Origin of the sequence: Hyalangium sp. (genome assembly GCF_035629615.1) — a bacterium.
Taxonomy (GTDB): Bacteria; Myxococcota; Myxococcia; order Myxococcales; family Myxococcaceae; genus Hyalangium.
The window spans coordinates 1-6,253 of the sequence record NZ_DASPHO010000745.1; the positions used below are offsets into that span (position 1 = coordinate 1).

General features: G+C 65.1%; 8 protein-coding genes. 5 read left to right on the top strand and 3 right to left on the bottom strand.

Annotated features, from left to right (window positions below; genetic code table 11):
* On the top strand, positions 1-238 hold a 238-nt coding region (locus tag VD972_RS37270; protein WP_324993586.1), incomplete at its 5' end, for an ice-binding family protein.
* Between the two features lie 79 nt (positions 239-317).
* On the opposite strand, the gene VD972_RS37275 is transcribed toward VD972_RS37270, so the two are convergent.
* A complete protein-coding gene (locus tag VD972_RS37275) occupies positions 318-689 on the bottom strand; it encodes a hypothetical protein (RefSeq protein ID WP_324993587.1) in 372 nt (123 codons plus the stop codon).
* Positions 690-1,099: 410 nt separating this feature from the next.
* Between VD972_RS37275 and VD972_RS37280 the strand changes: the two genes are divergently transcribed.
* Positions 1,100-1,900, top strand: a complete 801-nt coding sequence (locus VD972_RS37280; RefSeq protein ID WP_324993588.1) for an SDR family oxidoreductase — start codon at positions 1,100-1,102, stop codon at positions 1,898-1,900.
* A 24-nt stretch (positions 1,901-1,924) separates the two neighbouring features.
* Here the strand turns inward: VD972_RS37280 and VD972_RS37285 are convergent, their stop codons facing one another.
* Complete coding sequence (locus VD972_RS37285) at positions 1,925-2,281, bottom strand: hypothetical protein (protein WP_324993589.1); 357 nt, start codon at positions 2,279-2,281, stop codon at positions 1,925-1,927.
* A gap of 251 nt (positions 2,282-2,532) precedes the next feature.
* On the opposite strand from VD972_RS37285, the gene VD972_RS37290 reads away from it, so the two are divergent.
* Entirely contained in the window at positions 2,533-3,018 is a 486-nt protein-coding gene (locus tag VD972_RS37290) for a hypothetical protein (RefSeq protein ID WP_324993590.1), read from the top strand.
* Between the two features lie 70 nt (positions 3,019-3,088).
* On the opposite strand, the gene VD972_RS37295 is transcribed toward VD972_RS37290, so the two are convergent.
* Positions 3,089-3,889: an IS5 family transposase gene (locus tag VD972_RS37295; protein ID WP_324993591.1), complete on the bottom strand. Its 801-nt coding sequence runs from the start codon at positions 3,887-3,889 to the stop codon at positions 3,089-3,091.
* A gap of 384 nt (positions 3,890-4,273) precedes the next feature.
* Here VD972_RS37295 and VD972_RS45625 point away from each other — a divergent pair, with 384 nt between their 5' ends.
* Together VD972_RS45625 and VD972_RS37300 are read left to right on the top strand one after the other, a co-directional pair.
* Entirely contained in the window at positions 4,274-4,735 is a 462-nt protein-coding gene (locus tag VD972_RS45625) for a hypothetical protein (RefSeq protein ID WP_414654190.1), read from the top strand.
* Between the two features lie 217 nt (positions 4,736-4,952).
* Positions 4,953-6,253, top strand: a 1,301-nt coding sequence (locus tag VD972_RS37300) for a hypothetical protein (RefSeq protein WP_324993592.1), incomplete at its 3' end; no start/stop codon positions are given.

The following is a 6,253-nucleotide window of genomic DNA, read 5'->3' on the forward strand; positions in this document are numbered from 1 at the left end:
CACGTTGACCACCACCGCCGGGCGCAAGGTCATCCTGACCGGGGGCGCCAGGTCCACCCACATCTTCTGGCAGGTCGGCACCTCGGCGACCTTCGGAACGACGTCCTCCTTCCAGGGGACGGTCATGGCGGATCAAGCCATCACGCTGAATACAGGCGCTGCGCTGAACGGCAGGGCGTTGGCCCGGATTGGCGCGGTCGCCTTGGATAACAACAAGATCGTGAAGCCCTCGCCGTAGGACGGGCGGGGCAACCCCTCCAGGAAAAAAGGCTGGATCCCCAGGAGACATCCCTGAGGATCCAGCCTTTTTTGAGGAATCAGGTGCCCGAGGGAGGGACGCAGGCCTTCTGCGAGCCTGTTTCGACACGCGTGATGTTCGACGAGCAGTTCGACTCGTTCTCCACCGACCGGTGCTTGTTGCACTCCTCCTTGTCGCCACAGGTTCGGAAGCAGTAGTTCGCTCCAGCCTGGGTCACGCAGATGGACCCCTCCGGACAGTCCGCATTCGCCGCGCAAGCACTGGCGCCACAGTAGCCCCCCTTGAACTGCGTCAGGCAGGTGAGCACCTCGTTCTCGCACTGCCCGCTCGTGGTGCACTCCGCGCCGATGCGCTCGTCATCCGCATCGTTACCGCAGCCCACCGCCGCAAGCGCCAGCATGCCTGCTACCAGGATCCAAGATGTCTTCATGTGTCCTCCCATTGGGAAACTCCGGTGAGCCCCTGCTGAATGACCTTCTCTATGATGTCACGGGGAGCTCCAGCGTCGGGAGCATCACTCGGGCGGCCCCGTCAGCGGCCCTCTCGGCCATCGCCTTGCTAGTGGGAGCCCCCACCCTTGGAGCCACGGTGGCCTACGCGCTCTCCGATGCCTTCTTCCCAGACCCCAAGCGCGTCGCGGCCCAGGCGGAGAAGGGCTTCTCGGTCATCCCCGTGGTCAGCGCAACCCGGACGAGCAGCCTCATGGGGGGGGCTCGTCGGCCGCTTCTGAGCCACCGCCTCCTCCCCGTTTTGAGCCCCTGCCCGTGAAAATGACCCTGGGTCATTGACAGGCCTCTTCGAGTCTCTTATTAATGACTCATGGTCACTAAGGAGATTTCCATGAGCACGCAGACGCAGAAGAAGACGGCCCTCATCACCGGCGCCTCGAGCGGCATCGGCCTGGACTTCGCCCGGCTGTTCGCCGAGGGCGGCTATGACCTGGTGCTGGTGGCGCGCACCGAGTCGAAGCTGAAGGCGCTGGCGGACGAGCTGGGCTCCCAGCACGGCGTGCGCGCGCTGGCAGTGCCGGCGGACCTGTCGGATCCGGCGGCGCCGGGCCGGCTGATGGAGCGGCTGAAGGCGGAGGGGGTGCAAGTGGACGTGCTCGTGAACAACGCGGGCTACGCGGGCTACGGGGCCTTTGCGGAGGCGGACACGAAGATGGAGCTGGACATGATCCAGGTGAACATCGGGGCGCTGACGGCGCTGACGAAGGCGGTGCTGCCGGAGATGCTGGCGCGCAAGAGCGGCCGGATCCTGAACGTGGCCTCCACCGCGGCGTTCCAGCCCGGGCCGCTGATGGCGGTGTACTACGCCACCAAGGCGTACGTGCTCTCCTTCTCCGAGGCGCTGGCGAACGAGACGCAGGGCAGCGGCGTCACCATCACCTGCCTGTGCCCCGGCCCGACGAAGACGGGCTTCCAGGAGCGGGCGAAGATGGAGGAGTCCAGGCTGGTGAAGGGCAAGGAGATCATGGACTCGCTGACGGTGGCGCGCGCCGGCTACGAGGGGCTGCACGACGGCCGGGCGGTCGTCATCCCGGGCTTCATGAACAAGATGCTGGTGCAGAGCGTGCGCTTCCTGCCGCGCAGCGCCGTCACCCACCTCGTCCGCAAGGTGCAGGACCGCGCCCACGCCTGATCTGCGTGGTCGAGGAATGCCACCTCACTGGTTATAGGTGACGGTGTTCGTCGCCGAGCTCGTCCCACCGGTATATGTGGTGTCGTTGGTCCACACCCAGGTGCCTCGGGCATAGGACACGCCGAGGAGGTATGAGCACGAGCTCGCGTTGGTGCACGTCTTCGTGCCGGTGCGATCCTGCGGCCCGTCGATCGTGGCGTTGATCGTAAGGGTCTCCACGGGGGCGTCGCAGGTGGTGTTGAAGTGGAAATACATCATGCCCGTGCCGAGCCCGAAGGTCGGGCCGATGGCTGTAGCCGTGCACGTGGCCGTGGAGGTGATGGAGACGTCAGGCGTACCAAGTCCGAAGGAAAGCAGACCGATGAGCAGCAGTTCCGTCATGTTCCACCTCGTGTGCCGAGCGGATCGAGAGGGATCCGCACCTGGGATTTGACGCCTGCCCACCCAGATTCTCAAGCAGCTCCCGTGCCGGTGACACTTTCCACCGGCTCGGTACAACGGCCGGCCACGGAGTTGTGGTCCCACAAGACTTTGCCATCCGCCCCGCTCTTGCGCCACACATAACATAACGTTACGTTATGCCAATGAAGAAGCGTGCTCCCGTGCGGCCACCGAAGAAGCCTTCGTCTCGCATGGGTCGCCTGGCCACGAGGCTTCAGCAGATGACGCAGGAGCTCGAGGAGATGGTCCCAGAGCTCAAGGACGTGCTCGCTGAGGCCAAGACACAGGCTTCGCCTGTCGCCGGTGGAGTCAGTCTGCTCGTGACACCTGCGCGCGGGCTGGAGCGCGCGGCCCGTGCCATCAAGACGCTGGTGGGCGGTGACGAAGCTGGCCCCCATGCCTACCGCTCGCTGCTCCAGAGCCCTGTGATGCCGGTCCCTGGGTCGCGCGTGGTGCTCTCGGGTGTCCGCGGCGGCTCGCCGGCAACACCGAGCATCGGCGCGAGAGCGCTCGCTGTGCTCCTCGAGAGCCCGGAGAGCACTTTCGACGCGGCGGAGATGGGAGCGCGCCTGGGCTGCTCCCAAGCGGTTGCGCGCACCACCCTCCACCGGCTCGTTCGGAGCGGACATGCGGCACGGCAGGAAACCGGCCGATTCCGCGCGAAGTCGCGCCGGTGAGCCCCTAATAGCCCATCCGCTGAGCCCATCCGCTGAGCCCATCCGCTGAGATGGTGTTGAACGAAGGCGGTCAAGCAAGCCGGCCCAGCATTAGTCGGATCATGCCCACGTAGACGAACGTCTCGGAGGACTCCTCCTTTCGCTCGTAGTCTCTGGACAGTCGTCGCTCCCGACTCAACCACCCGAATGTCCGCTCCACCACCCATCGTCTGGCCTGGACGACGAAGCCTGGAGTGGTGTCCGTGCGCTTCACGATCTCGACATCAATGCCGGTCTGCTGGGCGATGTCCGCCACGCGAGGGCCCTCATAGGCGCCGTCGGCCCACACCTTCTGTAGCGTGGGGAACTGCTCAGCGGCCAGCGGCAACACGGCGGCCGCCGCATCCCGGTCTTGCACGTCGGCCGTCGTTATCCACGCCACGAGGACCAGGCCCAGCACGTCCACCAGCAGGTGACGCTTTCTGCCCTTCACCTTCTTGCCCGCGTCATAGCCTCGGCTCTCGGCTTCCAGCGCCGTCTTCACGCTCTGGCTGTCGAGGATGCCCGCGGTGGGCTGCTCAGAGCGCCCCTCCTGCTGGCGGACCTTGCCGCGCAGCACATCGTGCAGCAGTTTGAGTGTGCCCTCCTTCGTCCACAGCCGGAAGTAGTGGTAGACGCTCTGCCAGTCGGGCAAGTCGTGCGGCAGGTAGCGCCAGGGAGCTCCGGTGCGCGAGACGTAGAGGATGGCGTTGACCACCTCTCGCCGCTCATGCACCACGGGTTGAGGACCCACGGGATTGCCGCGAACGAAGGGCTCGACCAGCTCCCACTGCGCATCGGTCAAATCCGAAGGGTAGCGCTTCCTGGCAGCCACCTGAGGGGTAGGGCTCATGGCAGCGCCATAGGTCACGCCCCAAGCAACCTCAAGGGTTTCACTCAGAGTAGCCTACCTTACAGAGCAGCAAAGGACGCAGCCGCTCGGTCGGCTGAACGCATGGGCCTTGTGCTTGCTAGGATGCAGCGGGGGCACAACATGTTGGGCCTGCTCACCCCACTTCAACACCCTCTGAGCCCATCCGCTGAGCCCATCCGCTGAGCCCATCCATGACTGACAGAGTTCGTCTCATCCGCCAGTACCAAGAGCAGCTCTTTGCCTCTACCCGCGAAGCCTTTCTGATGGCCGACAGCACGTTCTCGCCTCGAGTGGCCGAGGCGTTCTTCGCGGTGCCGAGACATCTCCTCGTCGAGCGGTACCAGCAGCTCGGCGACTCACGAGGTGGGCGCCGGCAGCGGCTGGAACGCCGGGCTGATGGGGCACCGGGTCGAACCGACGGGGCGCATGGAGAGCGTCGATATCATCCCCCGCCTGGCACAGGCGGCGGTACGGGCGATCGAGGGCGCGGGATTGCCCCAGGTGCACATCATCGCAGGAGACGCGGCGCTCGCCGCGGTCTCGGACTGTCGCGAGTTCGACCGTGCCATCTTCAAGGTACAGGTCTTCCCGAGCGGAGAAGCCGCGCCGCCGACTGCGGGGCAGTTCGTGCTCCGCCCCCCCCAACATGGACTTCATCTTCAGCGTCTGACGAAGCTCGAGAGATGGGCGTGGCAGGATGAGGGAGTCGCTTCCCACCCGGTAGAAATACACCCCTCGGCTGAGTATTCCGACCTTGCGCCCCAGACGACCTCCGGAAGCCAAGCACATCCTGCTCAGGAGTTCACTGCACACCCTGCGTGTTGACTTTCCAACAAATATGCTAGATCGCGCTGGCGTCATGCCGTGACGGTGCCGCCAAACCTCGCCTGCAACAGGCGAGCGGCACTCTCGAATTGCTCTTGAGTCATCTGATGCCAGGGGGAAGCACATGGCTGCGGTGCCGGTAAGAAGTTCACTGCATCATCGTCCCATCCGGTGGGCTCCGCGCGAGGCCATGGTCTCGTTGTGCCTGGGATTGATCGTGCTCGCATCTCCCGCGCTGGCCGCAGGTACGGTGCTGCAAGAGATCACCATCGACGACGTAGGGCCGGACAAGCCGCTCCCGCTCTTCGAGCCCTTCTACCTCAAGGGGACTGCAAAGCAGGGGGTGACCGAAGTCCACCCTGTATTCGTCCGCAACAACTACACCGCCCTGGGGTTCGGCAACATCGTGCCAAGGCTCGGGTGCAACGAGGTCAAGAAAGCACTCGAGCTGATCCAAGAGGACAAGAACAGCCCCATTCTCGGCAAGCCCCTGGGCGTCATCGCGGTGGACGAGCTCTGGGTCCGCCCGTCGCAGGACTCGCAAGCAGCCGCAGTCTATGACTCGCTGCGGCGCCTGCATGAGGCATACGCGCCAACGCCTTGGCACCGCGAGGGCTCGCTGACCCAGAGTGAGTTGGCCCAGTCGAAGGAGTTCAAGGTGCTCGTCTCGGAGCCCGGCTTCTTCCGCCCCGGAGCCACCTACTGCCTGCTCATGTTCGCGCGGCGTCGGGATACCCAACAGGATGCTCGGAGTATCAGGGATGCCCTCCTCACCTACGGCAGGAAAGCGGCAGAGTCCTGCCCTGGACAGGCCGGCCCCGCCGCTGCGTGCCCCGCTGAGGCCACTGCGCGCCAGGAGTTCTTCCAGACGCTCGACAGGCTCACCAAGGTGCTCCCTGACACGGCAAAGGTTGGCATCACCGCCACCGCGGAGAACGCCCTCGGAGCCATGCCGCCCTTGTTCACCGCTTCCGTTAGCCTGCGCAATCTGCTCGGGATCTGGCGGACCGGGCGATTCTACAAGGCGTGGGATCCTCCGCTGCTGGATCCCGTGGCGAGCGATCCGCTGGCGCGCGTCATCGCCTGGCTGCTCGTGCTCAAAGGCGATCTACACCCCGCCTTCAATGGCACGAATGTCTCCTTCACTCCGGATGGCAAGCTGAAGGTGAACTTCATCGGCCTGCTGGCGGACTGGCAGGGGATCCGAATCGCCGAGAAGAGGGACGCGAAGTCCCCCGATCAATGGCACCTCCTGCGAGTCACGCCCGAGGCACTGAAGCTGCCCGGAAGCGAGCTGTCGCTGCTCGACCTCATCGAGTTTGCCAACGGTCGGATCAAGCTGGGGGGCAGCTATGAGCCCTTCGCCCTGCTGGCGCAAGGCCCGCTGAATGCGGCCCTCACCGTCGGGGCAGAAGGGCCAGAAGGATCGCCCGACCCGCTGACGGAGTTGCGGGACCAGACCGAGCGTCTCCAAGCGCTCACGGACCGGGCGTGGCAGATGGTGCAAACGTCCAAAGG

Bases quoted from the DNA above. Each gene is read 5' to 3' on its own strand.
- VD972_RS37280 (WP_324993588.1), top strand. From the start codon at position 1,100: ATGAGCACGCAGACGCAGAAGAAGACGGCCCTCATCACCGGCGCCTCG.
- VD972_RS37285 (WP_324993589.1), bottom strand. From the start codon at position 2,281: ATGACGGAACTGCTGCTCATCGGTCTGCTTTCCTTCGGACTTGGTACG.
- VD972_RS37275 (WP_324993587.1), bottom strand. From the start codon at position 689: ATGAAGACATCTTGGATCCTGGTAGCAGGCATGCTGGCGCTTGCGGCG.
- VD972_RS37290 (WP_324993590.1), top strand. From the start codon at position 2,533: ATGGGTCGCCTGGCCACGAGGCTTCAGCAGATGACGCAGGAGCTCGAG.
- VD972_RS37295 (WP_324993591.1), bottom strand. From the start codon at position 3,889: ATGAGCCCTACCCCTCAGGTGGCTGCCAGGAAGCGCTACCCTTCGGAT.